We start from the raw sequence: 16,299 nt of genomic DNA, 5'->3' as shown, positions 1-16,299 counted from the left end.
GGTTACTCTCCTCGTTGCACGGTCGACGAAGCGGCAAGTTCACCAGGCTGCACTGCCACAAAGTGCTCCTTGCCGCCCGGAAGTTCGGTGAGCACAGGACGGGTGTCGAGGCCGACGGTTGGATGGGAGGATCGGGGTGCGAACCGGTCGCCGGCGGGGAAGTCTTTCGGACTTGGCACCACACCGGGCACCTGGTGGAGGCGACCCGATCCTGCTTCGATGGACAGCACCGACCCGAGCAGGCCACGCGTGTATTCGTGCTGCGGGTTGGTCATCAGCTCCTTGGTGGGGGCTTGTTCGACAACTTGGCCGGCGTACATGACTGTGATCGAGTGGGCGACTTCCGCAACCAACGCCAGGTCGTGGGAGACGAAAATCATGGCAAAGCCCAGCTTCTCCCGGAGATTGTTGAGCAGTTCGATCACCTGCTTTTGCACGGTGACGTCCAATGCGGTGGTTGGCTCGTCGGCGATGACCAGCTTCGGGTCGCGGGTCAGCGCCATAGCGATGAGCACACGCTGCCGCTGGCCGCCGGAAAGCTCATGCGGATACGACCCTAAGGTGCGCTCCGGGTCGAGCCCCACTAGTTCGAGGAGTTCTTCCGCGGTGCGGGTACCGCCCCGTTTGGTGAGCTGTTTCATCTGTGCCCGAATCAGCATCGACGGGTTTAAGGAGCTCAACGCATCCTGATAGATCATGGCGATTTCGTGGCCGCGCAGCGAAGCATGCTGCTTGGGGGGTAAATCCAGCAGATTCGTGCCGTCATAGTTCAGCTCACCTTCGATGGTGGCTTCCTTGTCGAGCAGCCCCATAATCGCCAGGGAGGTGATGGACTTGCCGCAGCCGGATTCACCGACCAGCGCCATGGTTTGCCCGGGTCGCACACTAAAGGACACATGGTCGACGACGTTGACATCGCCGTGGCGGGGGAAGCGCAGGCACAAATCTTTCACTTCCAGCAGAGGTGGCACGCTTAAATCGGGTTCAAACCGGTCGGTGCGTTGCATCTCTACTTCGCGCAGGTCTGCCAGCCGCTGTTCAAGGGAGGCTTTTTGCTCCCGGTAGGCGGCCACTGGATCGGTGAGGATCTGATCCTTTTCCCGATTGCCGGTATCACTTGGTTTCACTTCGGCCTTCGATGGTGCAGCGACCAGGGCGTCGGTGATGCCTTCGGCCAAAATGTTCAAGGCCAGCACGGTGAGCATAATGGCTAAGCCGGGGAATAGTGCCCCCCACCAGAAACCAACCAGCACACCTTGCCGGGAGTGGGCAATAATCGAACCCCAGGATGGTTCCGGTTCTGGAACACCGGCGTTGATAAACGACAGGGATGCTTCGAAGACGATGGCGTCAGCGACGAGCACCGTCGCAAACACCAGAATTGGGGCGATACAGTTGCGGGCCACATGTTTGGTCAAAATCCAGAATTTTGACGCCCCAGAAACCACCACAGCAGAGACATAGTCTTCGCCCCACTGGTCGAGGACGTTGGCGCGCACCACCCGGGTGAGCTGCGGGATGTAGAGGAACCCGATGGTGACGATCAGTACCGGTACCGAGTTGCCGAACACGGCAATAAACACCGCCGCCAGGGCGATACCGGGGAAGGACATGATGATGTCTAGCAGGCGCATGATGATCTCAGAGACCCATTTGCCTGACACTGCAGCCAGCGAACCTAACACTGCGGCACACAGCAGGGCGAAGGCGGTTGCACACAGGCCGATGATCAGCGAGACTTTCGCGCCGAACACCATGCGGGCAAGCACATCGCGGCCGAGATAGTCGGTACCAAACCAGTAGTCGCCATTGGGTGCCTTGTTGGGCATGTCGATGGCATACGGGTCGTGCAGTGGGGTGTAGGGGACATCGGTAATCGGCAGGATCCCCCAGCTGGCGAGCTGGGCGATAATTGCCACGAGGACGAGCAGCGACAGGAATAGCAGCGAGATTCGGCTGGCAAGCGGCATGGCTTTGAGACGGCCAAAGCGCAATCCTGGCTGGGAGAGACGTTCGGTGAGTTGTTTACGCATGATTGTTATCTCCACATCCCCACTACACTGAGCGGATCCGCGGATTGATGAGGATGTAGAGCATGTCCACCACAATGTTGATGATGACGAATGCTAGTGCCACCGTCAGGGTGACTCCCTGCACCAAATCCGGATAGTTGGAGGTGATCCCTTCCAGGATGGCTTGACCCATCCCGGGGAGGGCGAAAATGATTTCAATAATGACCGCGCCACCGATGAGGTAGCCGACCCGCAGACCTAGCACCGTCACCGGGGTGATCAGTGCATTGCGCAGCACGTTGCGGGAAACCACCACCTGTTTCGGGATACCTGCACCAAGGGCAGTGCGCACATAGTCTTTGTCGAGTTCTTCAACCATGGAGGTACGCACGACACGGATCAGGGATCCGGCAACCGGCACCCCGAGGGCGAAGGCGGGCATCGCCATGCGCATGAGATAGGCTTTCGGATCCGAGTCGAAGGAATAGAGCGGACCTGCGGCGGGGAAAATATTCCACTTCAAGGTGAACCCTTGAATCAGGAGCACAGCCAGCCAGAATGAGGGGGTGGCCACGAAGATGATCGAAACCACGCGGATGACCTGGTCGATCCACTTGTCCCGGTAGAGGGCGGCAAGCACACCGAAGATCAGTGCCATAATCACCGCAATGATCAGCCCATAGAACGTCAGCGAGATCGTCACAGGGAAGGCTTGCGCCATCCGTTCGGTGACGGGAAGCCGCTGGGAGGTGTAGGTGCCCAGATCGCCGTGCAGTAACCCGGCGAGGAAGTTTCCGTAGCGGGTCAGCAGCGGCTCGTCTAAGCCGTATTCGGCATGGTATGCGGCGATTTGTTCTTCGGTGGCTCCTTCCCCAAGCGCACCGTAGGCGGGGTCGACAGGGTTGAAGGACATCACAAAGAACACTAGGAAGGTGATGCCCAACACCATGATGGGTAGCGCCAGCAGGCGCCGTCCGATAAGGCGTATCAGATTGCTCACTGCTACATCGTGGCCTTTCTTGAACGTGTGTTGCGGCTCGTAACCGCGCCATGATGCACCGGGGGATCCAGCAAACCAGTATGTCGCCACCCCGGGTTGTCGATGGGGGCTGCGGTGTGCGGTGTTGGGTGTGGGCTAGCCGCTGCGCGGGGCGAAGAGGCTATCCCAAGCCGGTGGATGATGCGAGTTGTGGGCCAGGTTGCCAAACCCGTCGCGGGGGGTAGCACCAGTGTCGATTGCGGCTAGGATGCGGTGAACAACAATCCCGTCGCGCCACTATCCGGGGAGGGTGTTGGCATTTGGTGAGTTATCGGGCTCTTTTCGGCAGAGATCAGATCAGCGGGGGGAGGGGTGTAAGTCAAAATTGTCCGGTTTCACCAGGGGATTGCGGAAGGTTCGTTACCTTGAGCCATCCCCTGCTTAGGTCAGCTTGTCTGACAAAAGATGTGATTTTTTCGGCAAAAAGAATGGCATGAACGCCTGCACGTTGCAGCAGCACCCGTGCAATGGATGCACGCTTGTTGCTGCAGCGGTAGGTCAAGCGGTCATGCCAATCTTCGACGACTCGTCCGAGATTCGGAAGATACGCGCATGGTCTGGTGATCCACCGTGGATGATCCCACCCGGTGCAGTGTCGCTGTTGGTGTGTGCCGCTGGCGACGCTTCATTCCTTGTGTCACCGGAGGGACGCACAGTGTTGGTTGTTGTTTCTTACTGTGCGTCCACTGTCGGTGACGGTTTTTGCGGTGCGGGCAACGAGCGTCATGGTTAACGGCTGTTGCCCGCACGGTGGAATTGGGGTACCGGTTGTGTATTCCAGTTAGGGGGAGTTTCGGCTTCGCCGGTGGGTGGTTACCCACCGGGGATGCTTACTGTGGTGTGACGTCCAGGAAGGACATACCGGTCAGTGCGATCGGCTTGAAACCGGAGAGCTTGTCTGGGTTCCAGGCGGTGGTGACTGAACGGTGGAACAGCGGGTAGATCGGTACTTCTTCGCTGATGAGGTCGAAGCACTGGTTCCACAGGTCTTGCTGTTCCTGCCCGGAGGCGCGGACGGCCTGCTCCATGAGGTCGTGGAGCTTGGTGTAGCCTTCCGAGTCCTTCCACTGGGAGCGCTTCTGGGTCCAGGCGTTGTCGCCGTACCACCAGCTCATCAGCAGGTCGGGGTCGTTACCGAAGACGGAAGGATCACCAGGGGCAACAACCACGTCGAATTGTGGATCGTCGACGTCGGTGACGTTGGAGTACATCGAGCCGGAGGCCTGTGCGTCGATGGTGTCGACGGTGATGCCTGCCTTAGCCAGGTTGTCCTTGATGATTGGGCCTAGCTGCTTGATCCATGGGTGGTCGGTGGTGTTGAGGGTGAAGTGCAGGTCGCTGACACCAGCTTCCGCCAGGAGTGCCTTGGCTTTTTCTGGGTCGTAGGAGTACACATTCGAAGCCTGGTGATAGTTCGGGTGCGACTCTTGCAGGAAGGAAGTGGCAGGCTTTGCGTTGCCGGCGAGCACATTGTCGATGAGCTGCTGGGAGTCGATGCCGTAGAGGACAGCCTGGCGAACACGTGGATCGTCAAATGGTGCCTTCTTGGTGTTGAACATCACGAATGGCAGACCGAAGCCTTGCACGGATTCCACCTGGACGGAAGCGTCCTTGAGCTGGGATTCGTTGATGGCTGGAACGGATTCCATGGCCTCAACGGTGCCGGTGGTCATCGAGGTGACACGCGGGGTGTCATCGACCTGAATGTCCCAGTGCATCTTGTCGGCACCGGCTGGGCGGGAGCCGTTGTAGTATTCGTTCTTTGCAAAGTCGACGGACTTCGACTTGATTGCTTCGGTCATCTTGTATGGACCGGAGCCTACTGGCTTCGACTTCAGGTCGGCTTCGCTGGCGTCCTTCGGGAATACCTTCACCAGCGAGATGCGTTCGTTCACCAGGGAGAATGGGAACTTGGTGGTGATGACGACGGTTTTTTCGTCCTTCTTTTCTACCTTGTCGATGAAGGACAGGAATGGGGCGTAGAAGCCTTCCATGGTGCGTTCGAAGGCGTTGACCACATCGTCGGTAGTGACGTCGGTGCCGTCAGAGTACTTGGCGCCGTCACGCAGGGTGGCTTCCCAGGTGAGGTCGTCGACTTGTTCGGCGAGGGCACCAGCCAGTGCCGGATAGGCTTCGCGGGTGGCTGGGTCGAGTTCGGTCAACCCTTCCATGGTGTGCCAGTTGGCGGCGAGTGCCAGTGCCGAGGTGGTGTTCGACGGATCATAGTTGTCCGTGTCGTAGGCGACAGCTGCTTTGATGATCGATTCGCCGCTGGCAGCCTTATCACCGGAGCCGGTATCCGACGACGAGGTTGGGGCATCGACGCCGCCGCCGCAGGCGGCGAGCACTAACGCAGAGCTCAACGTGATGGCAGCAGCCGGCAGTGCGCGACGGCGCAGAATAGCAGAACGCATTGATGTATCTCCTTGGGAAGCGCAGCAGACGGTGGTGGTGGAAAAACCATCCGCCGTAGTGCCGCAAACATTTGTTTGCCAGGTGTGCCACACAGTCAGCGGGAACAATCTGCTCAACGGGGGAGCTCATTATCCGTGTTGGCTGGTAGCAGGCCAGAGGTCTGCTGCGGTAGTTGCCGCATCGGCTGCGTCAGCGCGGTTACGCCGGTATGCGGGTGGGAATGTCCCTTACGCGGAAAACCGGTGGCGCGGACGCGAATGCGGTGCGGCAATTGAGTTGGAACATAACGTGAGTACAAGGTCTGGCAACTGCTCGCCGTTCCACAGAGTGGAACAAACGGCAAATCAATTGTCAGACAACTTATGTGCACACGGTAACGCGCCGTAGGGCACTCTGTCACTTGAAAGTTATCCACGTCACTACAACTGTTGCCGTTCTGTTACCTAAACGGTGCTCAGCAGGCGAAATTGCACCCGTTTCAGTCACAGGCTCACCCCATTGTGGGGGTGTCTCATGGTGAGGGTATCCGAACTTCACTGCAGGTGTTTTCGCTATCGCTGCAGGCGGGTGGGGATACTGTGATTGCTGTGCACTTCCGTGAACGTGGCTTGGGTCACGTACTCCTATGGCGACTCTCACGTTAAATACCCCACCCATGGGCAATGGTTGTCAGACCAATTGTGATAGTTTTTGTAAGTATGGGTACGCCACACCACCTCTCGCCAATGATTGCGCGCGCGTCACGGATGGCTACCGCCAATCGGACTGACGCCACCACCGAGGCCATCAAGGAATATATCCTCACCCATGGCCTGAAGCCGGGTGATCCACTCCCCGGTGAAGCAAAGCTGTGTGAAGCACTCGGCGTATCACGCTCCTCGGTGCGGGAAGCACTCCGCCGGCTGGAAGCCCTCGACATTGTGCAGATCCGGCAAGGGGCCGGTTCCTTCGTCGGCACCATGTCAATGTCCCCGCTGGTTGAAGCATTAGCGTTTAAAGCACTGCTGTCCAGCCAAGGGGATCGGCAAACCCTGAAAGAAGTCGTGGAGGTGCGCCGTACCCTCGACCTGGGGCTGGGCACTAAAGTGTGCCGCACCCTGCGCGGCACCTCCCAACCGGGTTTAGAAGCCCTCGTCGATGCCATGATTGAACGCGCCGAAGGGGGCGCCACCTTCGCTGAAGCCGATATGGCCTTCCACGACGGGATTCTGGCACTGGCCGGCAACGAAGTCGTCCGCCAGCTGGTGAGCTCCATGTGGCGGGTGCATCAACAAGTCGTGCCGAAACTCGGCATCGAAAACCCGGAAGGCCTGCTGCTCACAGCCCGGGCACACGGTGATATGCTGCGCGCCGCCTGCCAAGGCGATGTCGCCGCCTATGAGAAAGCAGTCATCGAACACTATCGCCCCCTGGCCAAAGCACTGCAAGCTGACCTGCACTAGCTTGCCTACTGCAGTCACCATGCCCCAGCCAACCTGGGAATAGCTGGGCGATTTAAGCCGCGACCGACACGACTGCCGGCACCCACCCCCAATTATCCCGCTGTGGTGCGCGCCGTCGCTGCCTCCCGCAATGTGCCCGTGGCGAGCATCTTTGAGTTGTACCAGACGACATCCATAGGTGCGCTCGTTGCTGCTCGCCGGGAAACCCCCGCAACCCGGCCGCATAGGTGGTCGATAACACAGCACCTTGCGCCTGCGAATCAGCCGGGTGACCTACCCTTGCAGCAGCGGGGCAGATTGCCAGCAGCGCCGCTAAGACTAATCCACTGTGCCCGGTGTGTCCGCACTATCCTCTTTCGTCATCCGGTCAATAAGCCGCTGCACATGATCAGCCGCCCCATCCCCCTCATAGGCGCGCACCACATCGACTACCGGTCCTGCCTGCTTGATCTCCCCGTGGTCAATCCACAGTGCCGAGTCACACAATTGGGCTAAGAAATCATTGGAGTGAGAGGCGAACACCAAAATACCGGACCGTTCCACCAGCTCCTGCAGGCGCTTGCGGGCTTTCGCCATAAATGCCGCATCCACCGCCCCGATCCCCTCATCGAGCAGCAGAATCTCCGGCTCAATCGAGGTCACAACCCCCAGGGCGAGCCGAATCCGCATACCAGTGGAATAGGTGCGCAGCGGCATCGACAGGAACTCGCCCAATTCGGAAAATTCGGCGATCTCATCCATTTTCTGCTTCATCTGTTTGCGGGTCTGCCCCAGGAAAAGACCACGAATAATAATGTTCTCATAGCCGGAGATCTCCGGATCCATCCCCACCCCAAGATCAAAAACCGGTGCGACCCGGCCATCAATAATCGCCGATCCCCGAGTCGGCTCATAAATCCCTGACAGCAGCCGCAGCAGCGTCGACTTGCCTGCCCCGTTGTGGCCAACCAACCCCACCCGGTCCCCCTCCCGGAGGTGCAGATTAATATCCCGCAGCGCATCAACAATGACCACATTGTTGTCGTTACGCCCAATCGCTCCACCGGCCGCGCCGAGAAACGCCTTTTTCATCGAACGGGACTTCGCATCGAAGATTGGAAAGTCGACGCACGCATTGTAGGTGTCGATGGCAACCATAATCGTGTTCCTTACAAAGACAAGAAGTTGCGGGAAGCAAAGCGGAAAAACAGTGGCATTGCACTGCGGGGAAAGAAGCTGAGTATTACACCCAGTAGCTCACCCGGAAGCGCCACTGTTTCATCGCCAGCAGGGAAATCAGCAAGCCAGCGACGGTGCAGCCTAACACCACCCACCAGTTCAACGCGACAATCGGTGCCCCAATCAGCGGTGCCCGGAACACCTCTAAATAGTGGTAGAGCGGATTGAGCATCGCCAGCTTCGCCCGTTCAGAGATCGACCCACCCTGGTCGTAGAGGGTCTGCGTCGTCCACACAATCGGGGTGACATAAAACAGCAGCTGCACCAGGGCCTCCAGCAGTGGCGCCACATCCCGATAGCGGGTAGCGATAATGCCGAAGAACATTGCCACCCACACCCCGTTTGCCACCAGCAGCAGCAGCGCCGGGAACGCAAGCAAACCCTGCCAACCAAGATGCCGGGGGAAGATCGCCATGAGGATCACCCAAATGACCATATTGTGCGCTAAAAACAGCAGCTGACGCCACACCAGCCGATACACATGCACCGACAACGCTGACGGCAGCTGTTTAATCAGCCCCTCGTTCTCGATGAAAATCTCCGCCCCGTCCTTAATCGCCCCGGAGATAAAATTCCACATAATCAACCCGACGGTGACATGCGGCAAGAACTCGGCAACCGGGATTTTAAACAGCACCGAATACAACATTCCTAAGGCAAACGCCATCACCCCGGTGGCGATCGTAATCCACAACGGCCCTAATGTGGAGCGTCGATACCGCTGCTTAATATCCTGCCAGCCCAGCTGCAGCCACAGCTGATGCTGACCAAAGCCGCGCACCAAATCATTCCACGCAGCCTTCAATGTGGTGGATTCGCTCGGATGCGGGGCTTGCACAGTACTGCTCGTCATGCGAGCAAGGTCGAGTTCCCGGCGGTGAAGTTGGCGATTGTCGGACACAGTGATTAACCCTAGCCGGTAGCACGCCCCAGTGAGATCTTCCACCCCGGCAACCTTCCGGGCAACCGGTGACGAACCCCCGACCGATCAGCACACCGCCACACCCCGGGCGGCTTAGCGCCACAGCTGCCCACCGGCAGTGACATCACCACCCAGGTTTCTGAAAAACTCGGTTCACACAGCAACTTACGACAGTACGGAAAATAGGGAACACCATGCCAGTGACCTGTGAAAAGACACCTATCCGATATTGGTAACACCCGCCGATGTGCGGCCAACCGGTAAGGTGTGAACAGCACTACCCAACAACCGGTGCAGCCTGTGGCAACCCTTGCCGATCATCCACCGGCACAACCGTCGGGACTGCTTGCCCGGATGTGGTGACTGGCCAACCCTGAAGTCACCGCTGCGGGGATCGGGTAGTGGAACCACAGAGATCATCGACACCTTGCAACCCCTCGAGAAGGCTGCACAGCCCTGCAACACACCAACGCTACGACCATTGCAGGACAACAACAGCCCACCACTGGCAGCGGTGTCGCGACGCGGGAGGATCGCCGGGAACCATGATGCGTAGCCACACTCGAGTTACCGCACCGATGTCGCAACGCGGCATCCTTATCCAATCCCTGCGGGCAGCAACTGCCGGCCTGCATCCAGGCATCATCGACTTCGCCACCAACGGCACTGGACAACTCCCCATGGTCGTCGCCGACGCCCACCGGCAGGCACTCCTCACCCATCCACTGCTAACCCCAGCAACAACAACCAGCCAAGACAGAAGCCACCCCAATCTCATCAACACCCCGGTGGCAACCAGCACCGCCGACCACACCACCCTTATCGAACAAGCCCGCGCCGCAGTCGCTGAACTGCTCTTCGCCGACCGGGACTGTGTCCTGCTCTATGCGACAAAACAACTCGCCAGTGTGGCAATCGCCGCCGGCTGCCAATCCCGTCTTGCCCGCGGCGGACTCCTCCTCGGCGCCGACGTCGACCCCATCGTTGAACACACCATGCGGGCTGCTGCCACTGCCACTGGTGCCGCTATCAGCATTCACCACACCGGTTCGACGACTAACCCGGCCGGACACCTCCCATCCGGCGACAACCCTCAACCAGACCCCCAACTTCGCCTGGCAGTCCTTGCTTTATCACATCTGCACACCGGCGTGGTCTCTCCCCTCCCAGTGATCGCCGAAACGCTCCGCAGCCAGCATCGACTGTGGATCGTCTGCGATGTCAGTACCCTGGTCGGGCGACTGCCGCTCAACGTTGACGAACTCGGCTGCGACATTCTCCTCGCTGATTTAGCTTCCTGTGGCGCGCCGGGAATCACCGCGGTAGTGTGCCGGGATCAATTCGTGGCCGACCAGCTCACTGGGGCAAACACCAGCTTCCGGCTGGCATCATCCACAACCACACCGGGGGCAACACCCCCACAGCCGGCACAGCCGTACCGCAAACAATCTGCACAACCAGCATCCTGGCCGCAGATCACCCCGAATGAGGTGTGCCGATCAGCCGCTGCAGGGGTATGTGTGCTCGTCGACTTTTTAGCCTCACTGGCACGCCTTCCGCAGGCTGACCGCCCTGAACAGCTTTATAGCTACCTCACTGCGGTGCAAGAACATATTGAAGGACTTTTGGCTGAACTCAGCGACGCGATCAGCGACATCCCCCAGGTGCACATCTTCGGTGATCTACCGGATACTCGCGACGGCGACATTGCCCTGTTTGGCACAGTAGCGATCCGCATGGCCAGCTACACCGCTGCGGAACTCGCCGCAGCGCTCGCCGACTATGGCATTATCTGCGATCAAGACCCATTTACCGACAGCACTGACGACAGTCCAACACAACACGAGTATGTTGCCATCCACCTCACCCCGACAAACACCAGCGAAGAAATAGCAGCCCTGATCGCCGCACTCACCGACATCGCCCGCGGCTTGGATACGTAACTTTTCCATCCGCTCCCCGGGGAACCCACCGCCCCACCACAGTCTGCAGGCGGCGAAAAACACCGGCCACCACCGCTTGGGGTGATAGCAACAACAATCACCCTGCCCGATTGCTGACACCAGCGCCGCAGACAGGGTGATTGCGGTACAAGAACCTGGACGACTCTGAGTTTCGACTACTCGTTGTCCACCACCTGCAGCACCACTTTGCCTGTATTTTCCCCACCAGCTAACCAAGCATGCGCCTGGGCTGCTTCTGCCAGCGGAAACACCTTCGAAATCGAGTTGGAAATCGATTTATCCACCAAATGCGGCCACACTGCCTGCTGGGTGGCGGCAACAATTTCAGCCTTGTCCTGCAGGGGGCGGCTGCGCAGCGCAGAGGTAATAATCGTGCCCCGTTTCTGCAGCAGCTTGCCGATATTTAACTCCCCTTTCACCCCGCCTTGCATACCAATAATGACAATCCGGCCATCGTTAGCCAACGCCTGAATATTGCCCGCCAAATACTTCGCCCCCATAATGTCCAAAATGACATTCGCTCGATTCTTGGCGACCTCGGCAAAATCCTCTTCCCGATAGTTGATCACCTCATCGGCACCCAGCTTGCGGCAATACTCCGCTTTCTCCGCGCTGCCACAGGTTGTGATCACCGTACAGCCCAGCTCCTTGGCCATTTGGATCGCAAACGAGCCGATACCGCCCGCACCGCCGTGAATAAGCACCGTCTCCCCGGGGCGAAGACCAGCCAACATGACCAGATTGGAAAACACCGTACAGGCAACTTCCACCACAGCCGCAGCATCCACCATCGAATAGCCTTGCGGAATCTCCAGGAGATGCTCGGCCGGTACCGCCACCTTTTCCGCATAGGCGCCACCGGCAAGCAAACAACACACCTGTTTGCCGACCGGCACATGGGTATCGCCCGAATCGACAACGACCCCGGCACACTCCAGCCCCATAATCTCACTTGCCCCCGGGGGTGGCGGATAGTGTCCGGCGGCCTGCAATAAATCACCCCGGTTCACCCCTGCTGCATGGACTTCAACCAACACTTCCCCTGCTCGCAGCTGTGGATCAGGAACCTCAGTGAGGACAAGAGAAGTCTTATCAGCGGGATCTTGCAAGGTGATAGCTTTCATAAGCTCCCAGCCTAGCGAACTTCACTATCTCCAGGGGGATCACCATCCCAGCCGGAAGAAGACCAGGGGGCGTAAACCACGTTTGGTGCAGTGCGCGAAGTACACTGCCAGGCATGAGTTTGCCCCATCCATCAGCAAAGAAAATCCCTGCAATCCGCAGCTTCCACGGCCATGAGATGGTCGACGACTACGAGTGGCTGCGCGACAAAGACAATCCAGAAACCATCGCCTATCTTGAGGCGGAAAACGAATACACTTCGCAGCGCACTGAACACCTTGTTCCGCTGCAAGAAAAACTGTTCGCGGAATACAAGTCCCGCATCAAAGAAACCGACATGTCCGTGCCGGTGTACTACAAGGGCTACTTCTACTATGTCCGCACTGTGGAAGGGCAAAGCTATCCGATTAGCTGCCGCATCAAGGCGGAAGGAGGCGAAACAGTACCACCTGTTATCGAACCAACCACCCCGCATCCACGCGAAGAAATCATGCTCGATGTCAACGAGCTTGCTGAAGGTCACGACTTCTTCCAAATCGCGGAACTGGCGGTGGTCATGCCGGGCAATCTCATCGCCTATTCCACCGACGCGGCAGGCGATGAACGCTTCACCATCTATGTCAAAGACCTCACCTCCGGGGAACTGTTGGATGATGTCATCGAAGGCACTGCCGGATCGGTGGTTTGGGCTGGTAAAGACTATTTCTTCTACTGTCGAGTCGATGACATGTGGCGCCCCAACCAAGTGTGGCGGCACAAGATCGGTGATGATCCAGCCAACGATGTGCTCGTGTTCGAAGAAACCGATGAGCGGTTTTGGCTGGGAGTATCCGTCGACCGGGCAGAACAATACATCTACATCGAATCGGCTTCGAAACTCAGCTCAGAGGTGCATGTTATCCCCTTCGCGTCGCCCACTGACGAGCCGCAATGTCTCGCACCCCGCCGCCCCGAGGTGGAATATTCCGTCGCCTATGCCGAAGTTGGCGGCGACCCCTACTGGCTGGTGATGCACAATACGGCAGGCCCTAACTTCGAGATCGGCTACACCCCGCTATCGATCCCGTTTGATTTCGACAAGCTCACCCAACTAATTCCGCACCGCGACGATGTGCGAATCACCGGATTGGACACCTTCGCCAGCCAGATTCTGCTCGGCTACCGGGCGGGTGCCATCGGCCGAATGGCGATTATGGATGTTCGCGACGGATTTTCTACCTTTGAGGAAGTCACCTTCGACGAGGAACTCTTTAGTGCCGGTCCGTCCACGAACATGGATTGGGATGCGCGTTCGCTGCGGATGAGTGTGGAAACCTTCACCAAGCCCCACAAACTGTTCCTGCTCGACCTTGACACTGGTGAACGCACCATCATCAAGGAGCAGGAAGTCCTCGGCGGCTACAACCCTGACGACTACAAGGCAACCCGCCTGTGGGCGAAAGCTGAAGATGGTGCCCGCATTCCGATCTCGCTGATTCATCGCGCTGATCTGGACATGAACACCCCACATCCGCTGCTGCTTGTCGGCTATGGCTCCTATGAGGTGACACTCGATCCAGGATTCTCTGCGTTTCGCCTGTCCAAGCTGGATCGCGGCATGATTGTGGCGATTGCGCATATTCGCGGCGGCGGGGAGATGGGTCGTCTGTGGTATGACAACGGCAAAATGCTCACCAAACGCAACACATTCACCGACTTTATTGCGGCTGCTGACCATCTGATTCACCGCGGGGTCACCACCCCGGAGATGCTGGTGGCCTCTGGCGGCAGCGCCGGTGGGCTGCTGATGGGTGCGGTTGCCAACATGGCCCCGGAGAAGTTCACCGCTATTGAAGCGGATGTGCCGTTCGTCGATCCGCTCACCTCGATGCTCATGCCTGAACTGCCGTTGACTGTCACCGAATGGGAAGAATGGGGTGATCCTCTGCACGATCCACAGGTCTATGAGTACATGGCCTCCTATGCGCCCTATGACAATGTGTCTGCGCAGCGCTATCCCAACATTTTGGCGACGACCTCCCTCAACGACACCCGGGTGCTCTACGTTGAGCCTGCGAAATGGGTTGCAAAACTGCGGGATCTTGCCACCGGTGGTGAATTCCTGCTGAAAACAGAGATGGCCGCCGGCCACGGCGGGGTGTCTGGCCGTTACGAGTCGTGGCGGCAAACTGCATTTAGCGACGCGTGGATTATCAATCAGGCAACCGGTTTGCTCGAGTAACCGTTCCCCCACAGTTACACCCGCTCTATGCAGGGTATATGACAAAACGGCCGCAGCGCTCTAAGGTTTTTCTGGCAAGGAAGTATGGCAGAGCGGCCGAATGCACTGGTCTTGAAAACCAGCGATGGGAAACCATCCGGGGGTTCAAATCCCCCTGCTTCCGCCAAACACACCACCCCTGTTCATCATTGAACAGGGGTGGTGTTGTGTTGATGCTGGTGAAACCCAAGTTATGCAATGAGCGGGTGCAGACCCTAGGGAAGAGAAAAAACCCTTCGCTACGGCATGGTTATGGCATGCAGGTGCCGGGTTTTCAGCCGTGGCATTGCTCGTGAATAGTCCTGCCCCGCTGCCAGCAACCGTCACCATCGCTGCGCTTCGCATGGTGAAGCTGTCTCCGCTTTCCACATTGGAGCTAAGCGTGGCGGAACGCAATCATGGTGCTGCGGCGGGAAACCGTGGCGGGACACTGCGGAAAGCTACGCTTACTGCTGTAACGCCCCCGTGTCCTCTATGACGGCTTGGAGAGCCTGCAATGCGACATCCATCTCCCGCTCATCAGTGACGGTGATGCGAATACCTTCCGGGAAGGCTCGCACTAGCACCCCTCGTGCGGCGAGGTGAGCTGCAATGTCTACAGCGTCGGGGGTAGGAATCCACACAAAATTCGCCTGTGAGGGCACAGCCCCGACTGCTGTTTGGAAGGTGTCTCGTACCCGCACCGTCACATCAGTGCGGGCAAGCAGCTCGTGTTGTGCCGCAAGAGAAGCCAGCGCTCCTGCTTGTGCCACCCCGGAAACACCAAATGGCAGTGCACATCGTTCGACAGCAGCAATGATTTCTGCGTGGCCGAAGGCGTAGCCAACCCGCACACCGGCGAGACCGTAGGCTTTCGAAAACGTCCGCAAACCCACCAGGTTGGGATATACAGCCAAAAGTTCCGCAGCATTGGGGGTGTCATCGTCGCGAACATATTCGAAATATGCCTCGTCAAGCGCCACAACAATATTGGAGCCGACTGCCGCCATAAACTCGGCAAAAGCCTGTTTCGTGACTGTTGTGCCGGTGGGATTGTTTGGATTGCAGACAAAAATTAGCCGTGTCTGGTCGGTGATCGCCTGCGCCATTGCCACGAGATCGACGTGGTGGCTGTCGGTGAGTGGAACAGGCACCGGGGTGGCACCGGTGACCATTGCGAAAATCGGATAGGCCTCGAATGAACGCCACGGAAATATGACTTCCTCACCGGGGCGACAGGTGGCTTGCACGAGTTGTTGACACAGTGCCGATGATCCGCAGCCACAGGTCACCTGTGCTGCGTCAATGTGAAGATGGTTGGCGAGCTCATGTTTTAGTTCATGCACCGACATGTCGGGATAGCGGTTGGCGGTCGCGGCCGCGTCGGCCATTGCTGCTACTGCGGCTGGCAGTGGCGGCAACTGCACCTCATTCGACGATAACTTCACCGCTTCCGGTGCCCGTTTACCGGGAACATAGGGAGGAATTTGGCCAAGATCATCGCGCAGGGTGAACGTCATGGTAGAAGAGCCTACCAATGGCGGTGTGGGCAGTAATAAATGCAGCATGCTGCCCATCCGGTCGTCCTGCGAGATCCCGCATTGGCCTGCAATGTTGCGTAAGCGTGTAGAGGCACGGTAGTATCTCCCATCGTCGGATCTTCACCATACTTGGTGAAGTTCACCGGCTGGAGGCGTGCCAGAGCGGCCGATTGGGACTCACTGCTAATGAGTTGTCTGCCTAACAGCGGACCGGAGGTTCAAATCCTCTCGCCTCCGCGCAACACTGTTGGAGTATTCCAACGTTGTGTTGATAAATGAATATGCGCCCGTAGCTCAACGGATAGAGCATCTGACTACGGATCAGAAGGTTGGGGGTTCGAATCCCTCCGGGCGCACATGATGGAAACCTCCAAGAACCTTGCGT

At 58.3% G+C, this 16,299-nt stretch carries 11 protein-coding genes and 3 tRNA genes; 6 read left to right on the top strand and 8 right to left on the bottom strand.

What is annotated here, in order from left to right; all coding sequences use genetic code 11:
• Positions 1-2: 2 nt before the first annotated feature.
• From CCHOA_RS10110 to CCHOA_RS10100, 4 genes are all read right to left on the bottom strand, one after another.
• Positions 3-2,033 (bottom strand): dipeptide/oligopeptide/nickel ABC transporter permease/ATP-binding protein, encoded by a 2,031-nt coding sequence (locus CCHOA_RS10110; RefSeq protein WP_206425796.1) that lies wholly within the window; start codon positions 2,031-2,033, stop codon positions 3-5.
• 22 nt (positions 2,034-2,055) lie between these two features.
• The gene (locus CCHOA_RS10105) at positions 2,056-3,012 is read right to left on the bottom strand and encodes an ABC transporter permease (RefSeq protein ID WP_123930242.1); all 957 of its coding nucleotides are present in this window, start codon (positions 3,010-3,012) and stop codon (positions 2,056-2,058) included.
• Between the two features lie 537 nt (positions 3,013-3,549).
• Complete coding sequence (locus tag CCHOA_RS10755) at positions 3,550-3,705, bottom strand: hypothetical protein (protein WP_164472470.1); 156 nt, start codon at positions 3,703-3,705, stop codon at positions 3,550-3,552.
• 176 nt (positions 3,706-3,881) lie between these two features.
• The gene (locus CCHOA_RS10100; protein WP_123930239.1) at positions 3,882-5,465 is read right to left on the bottom strand and encodes an ABC transporter substrate-binding protein; all 1,584 of its coding nucleotides are present in this window, start codon (positions 5,463-5,465) and stop codon (positions 3,882-3,884) included.
• 699 nt (positions 5,466-6,164) lie between these two features.
• Here CCHOA_RS10100 and CCHOA_RS10095 point away from each other — a divergent pair.
• On the top strand, positions 6,165-6,908 hold the full coding sequence (locus CCHOA_RS10095; RefSeq protein ID WP_206425795.1) for a FadR/GntR family transcriptional regulator: 744 nt from the start codon (positions 6,165-6,167) through the stop codon (positions 6,906-6,908).
• Between the two features lie 318 nt (positions 6,909-7,226).
• Here CCHOA_RS10095 and wzt read toward each other — a convergent pair whose 3' ends face one another.
• Positions 7,227-8,045 carry a galactan export ABC transporter ATP-binding subunit Wzt/RfbE gene (gene wzt, locus CCHOA_RS10090; RefSeq protein ID WP_123930236.1) on the bottom strand — a complete coding sequence of 273 codons (819 nt, stop codon included), beginning with the start codon at positions 8,043-8,045 and terminating at the stop codon, positions 7,227-7,229.
• Between the two features lie 85 nt (positions 8,046-8,130).
• On the bottom strand, positions 8,131-8,979 hold the full coding sequence (gene wzm, locus CCHOA_RS10085; RefSeq protein ID WP_123931168.1) for a galactan export ABC transporter permease subunit Wzm/RfbD: 849 nt from the start codon (positions 8,977-8,979) through the stop codon (positions 8,131-8,133).
• A 614-nt stretch (positions 8,980-9,593) separates the two neighbouring features.
• Between wzm and CCHOA_RS10080 the strand changes: the two genes are divergently transcribed.
• A complete protein-coding gene (locus CCHOA_RS10080; RefSeq protein WP_123930233.1) occupies positions 9,594-10,991 on the top strand; it encodes an aminotransferase class V-fold PLP-dependent enzyme in 1,398 nt (465 codons plus the stop codon).
• A gap of 176 nt (positions 10,992-11,167) precedes the next feature.
• Here CCHOA_RS10080 and CCHOA_RS10075 read toward each other — a convergent pair whose 3' ends face one another.
• A complete protein-coding gene (locus CCHOA_RS10075; RefSeq protein WP_123930230.1) occupies positions 11,168-12,136 on the bottom strand; it encodes an NAD(P)H-quinone oxidoreductase in 969 nt (322 codons plus the stop codon).
• A 113-nt stretch (positions 12,137-12,249) separates the two neighbouring features.
• On the opposite strand from CCHOA_RS10075, the gene CCHOA_RS10070 reads away from it, so the two are divergent.
• The gene (locus CCHOA_RS10070) at positions 12,250-14,355 is read left to right on the top strand and encodes a S9 family peptidase (RefSeq protein ID WP_123930227.1); all 2,106 of its coding nucleotides are present in this window, start codon (positions 12,250-12,252) and stop codon (positions 14,353-14,355) included.
• Between the two features lie 78 nt (positions 14,356-14,433).
• Positions 14,434-14,521, top strand: a tRNA-Ser gene (locus CCHOA_RS10065).
• Between the two features lie 319 nt (positions 14,522-14,840).
• Here the strand turns inward: CCHOA_RS10065 and CCHOA_RS10060 are convergent.
• The gene (locus CCHOA_RS10060) at positions 14,841-15,893 is read right to left on the bottom strand and encodes a histidinol-phosphate transaminase (RefSeq protein ID WP_123930224.1); all 1,053 of its coding nucleotides are present in this window, start codon (positions 15,891-15,893) and stop codon (positions 14,841-14,843) included.
• A gap of 169 nt (positions 15,894-16,062) precedes the next feature.
• Here CCHOA_RS10060 and CCHOA_RS10055 point away from each other — a divergent pair.
• Both CCHOA_RS10055 and CCHOA_RS10050 read left to right on the top strand, forming a co-directional pair.
• A tRNA-Ser gene (locus tag CCHOA_RS10055) sits at positions 16,063-16,151 on the top strand.
• A 46-nt stretch (positions 16,152-16,197) separates the two neighbouring features.
• Positions 16,198-16,270 (top strand) — tRNA-Arg (locus CCHOA_RS10050).
• Positions 16,271-16,299 lie beyond the last annotated feature (29 nt).

The organism is Corynebacterium choanae (assembly GCF_003813965.1).
Lineage (GTDB): Bacteria > Actinomycetota > Actinomycetes > Mycobacteriales > Mycobacteriaceae > Corynebacterium > Corynebacterium choanae.
Note: the sequence above shows the minus strand (reverse complement) of the source record. Positions and strands in the feature narration are given on the sequence as shown.

What these genes read in the sequence shown, in the direction of transcription:
- CCHOA_RS10100 (WP_123930239.1), bottom strand. Translation starts at nt 5,465, where the DNA reads ATGCGTTCTGCTATTCTGCGCCGTCGCGCACTGCCGGCTGCTGCCATC.
- wzt (WP_123930236.1), bottom strand. Translation starts at nt 8,045, where the DNA reads ATGGTTGCCATCGACACCTACAATGCGTGCGTCGACTTTCCAATCTTC.
- CCHOA_RS10080 (WP_123930233.1), top strand. Translation starts at nt 9,594, where the DNA reads ATGATGCGTAGCCACACTCGAGTTACCGCACCGATGTCGCAACGCGGC.
- CCHOA_RS10095 (WP_206425795.1), top strand. Translation starts at nt 6,165, where the DNA reads ATGGGTACGCCACACCACCTCTCGCCAATGATTGCGCGCGCGTCACGG.
- CCHOA_RS10060 (WP_123930224.1), bottom strand. Translation starts at nt 15,893, where the DNA reads ATGACGTTCACCCTGCGCGATGATCTTGGCCAAATTCCTCCCTATGTT.
- CCHOA_RS10070 (WP_123930227.1), top strand. Translation starts at nt 12,250, where the DNA reads ATGAGTTTGCCCCATCCATCAGCAAAGAAAATCCCTGCAATCCGCAGC.
- CCHOA_RS10110 (WP_206425796.1), bottom strand. Translation starts at nt 2,033, where the DNA reads ATGCGTAAACAACTCACCGAACGTCTCTCCCAGCCAGGATTGCGCTTT.
- CCHOA_RS10075 (WP_123930230.1), bottom strand. Translation starts at nt 12,136, where the DNA reads ATGAAAGCTATCACCTTGCAAGATCCCGCTGATAAGACTTCTCTTGTC.
- wzm (WP_123931168.1), bottom strand. Translation starts at nt 8,979, where the DNA reads ATGACGAGCAGTACTGTGCAAGCCCCGCATCCGAGCGAATCCACCACA.